General features: G+C 43.7%; 3 protein-coding genes. 1 reads left to right on the top strand and 2 read right to left on the bottom strand.

The annotated features are described in order from the left end of the window. Positions 1-393: 393 nt before the first annotated feature. A complete protein-coding gene (locus LC574_RS36650) occupies positions 394-663 on the bottom strand; it encodes a hypothetical protein (RefSeq protein WP_229458531.1) in 270 nt (89 codons plus the stop codon). 233 nt (positions 664-896) lie between these two features. Beyond that, positions 897-1,736 (bottom strand): nuclear transport factor 2 family protein, encoded by an 840-nt coding sequence (locus LC574_RS36645; protein WP_229458530.1) that lies wholly within the window; start codon positions 1,734-1,736, stop codon positions 897-899. 84 nt (positions 1,737-1,820) lie between these two features. On the opposite strand from LC574_RS36645, the gene LC574_RS36640 reads away from it, so the two are divergent. After that, positions 1,821-2,244 (top strand): glycosyltransferase (locus LC574_RS36640; protein WP_229458529.1); only part of this gene is annotated, 424 nt, incomplete at its 3' end.

The following is a 2,244-nucleotide window of genomic DNA, read 5'->3' as shown; positions in this document are numbered from 1 at the left end:
ACTAAATATAGCCAAAAATCTTTAGTCTACTTTAGTAGACTTTAGCTATTAGCCTTGAACTTTAGTTCTAGGCGGGCGTGGAAGCCAACAGATAAGCGATTTTTAGCTTAAGTTGACACCAATGAGCTGGCTCGTGCCCCTACAGCGCGGGTTTACTGATCATCAAAGAACGATTAATAAAGGCTGAAACGACCTATTTTCGTGAAACATACCATGATTAATTTGTACAGTGCGTAAGTCCTAGATTTTTAGAAAATGGCAAATGCACCTGTATCTAGCAAAGCCATAACTTCTACAGAGCAGGTTTTATAGGTTAACGTTAATGGTAAGTATGGCATGGTGCTAGAAAGACCAAAGCTATTGCTTCGCTCGATGAAAGGAAATCTCTTACCCTCAAGCATCGCCCTCTTTTCTCGCTGCCTCAAGAAGGTTTGATAATGTTTGAGCAGCTTCATACGCCTCGTAGGGAGACCATACAACCGCGGCCGTTGATGCCAGTTCTTTGAGCAGTAAATCTTCTGGATTTATAATATTTGTAGACTCTGTGGACTCTAAATTACAGCCCTCTTCCTTCGCTACTGCTAACAGCAGAAAATGGATGAGGCGTAACTTGTCTTGGTGTGATAGTTGATCGACAGCAGGTAGCAGTTCATTTAGAGACATATAGCTACTCGTGAAAAGCTTTAATAGAACTCCAGATTATCTCAAGGAAATTCAGGACTTACGCAAAAATCACGAAAAAGCTTAATTTATCGAACCGCCAAGACGCCAAGAACGCCGAGAATTCGTAGAGTGTGCGTAAGTCCTAAAATTTAAAGGTAACGCACCATCAAGATTTTTAGTACGCTACCGCTAGCGTACTCCCAACTCCTGTACAGACGCGATTCATCGCGTCTCTATTTCTTCACCACTTGCAGGCGCTGAGTTACCATTGTCATCCCATTACCTCGCAGGATGACAGCAGAAACCCATTGGCTACCAGGGGTAGATGGTGCTTGTCCCGTTTTAAACAGTCCGCCAGATGTTAGTAATTCCAAATCCACGGATGTGGGGTTGAGAAGTTTATCTGGTTGGATGGGTTCCTCTAGCGCCGTTCCTAGTAGAAAATCATCACCAAGTGGCTCTTGGACGATCGCATCAAAATTATACTTTTGACCAACCAGCACCTGCTCTGGTAATTTAATATCAATTTGGGGCGGCTTGCTACCAGAGGTAAGTTGGGTGCGTTCTGACAAAATGTCTTGGCGGACTATTTTTCCGTCTGCAATGCGTTGACGCGATTTAATCGTGGCATTGAGAGCCAAATTATTACTGTTACCGGAGGATAAGCCAGTTATCTTTGTTTCTGTCTCAGCAATAATCCCATTGCCTTCAGGTTTTGAAGATAACAGTTTTGTACTATATTGCAATTTGGGATATCTTTGCCAAAGTGAAATCAAAGACTTTTCCAGGGTTTGCAGGTTTAATCCATCCCCATGAGTGAAGTTGGGGCTGTAGAATTGCAACACCCCTTTAACATCGCCTCGGCTGGCGGCTGCATCAACTTGTGTCAGCAGGTTTTTCAGATCGGCTGGTGCATTTTGAACTGTACCAGCTTGAGCTAATTGCTGCGGTGTCGCCGCTTGAGTGCCTTGCCAAGCACTTGTTAAACCAAGGGTTAGCAGGAATGAAACCAGCCAGAGACTAGCTGGAAATCTGAGTTGTCGTTTCACTAAAGCGGTAATAATGTTTTTCATTGGTAAGAGTTTACTGATTTGATCAGATAAAGTAAGGAAATTGTTTTATCTTAGTTAAGCTAGATGCTAAACGGTAGAGGTTTGATGGCAAACGCACCGATACGATTATTAATAGCTGCCAGTGGGACTGGTGGACATTTGTTTCCAGCGATCGCACTGGCCCAAAAACTGCCAGATTATCAAATCGAATGGCTGGGAGTACCCAATCGGCTAGAAACTCAACTTGTCCCTAACGAGTATCCCTTGAATACTATTGCAGTTGAAGGGTTTCAGCAAGGGTTTGGACTTTCCTCAATTCGCATTTTGGGTAAACTCGCCCTTTCGATTATAGAAGTCAGGCGAATTTTGAAGCAGGGAAATTTTCAAGGGGTGTTTACCACAGGAGGTTACATTGCTGGGCCAGCCGTTATTGCGGCGCGTTCTTTAGGTTTACCCGTGGTTTTTCACGAATCTAACGCAATACCTGGTAAAGTAACTCGCTTTTTTGGCCCTTGGTGTAGTGCGGTAG

Source organism: Nostoc sp. CHAB 5715 (genome assembly GCF_020829685.1).
Lineage (GTDB): Bacteria > Cyanobacteriota > Cyanobacteriia > Cyanobacteriales > Nostocaceae > Nostoc.
Note: the sequence above shows the minus strand (reverse complement) of the source record. Positions and strands in the feature narration are given on the sequence as shown.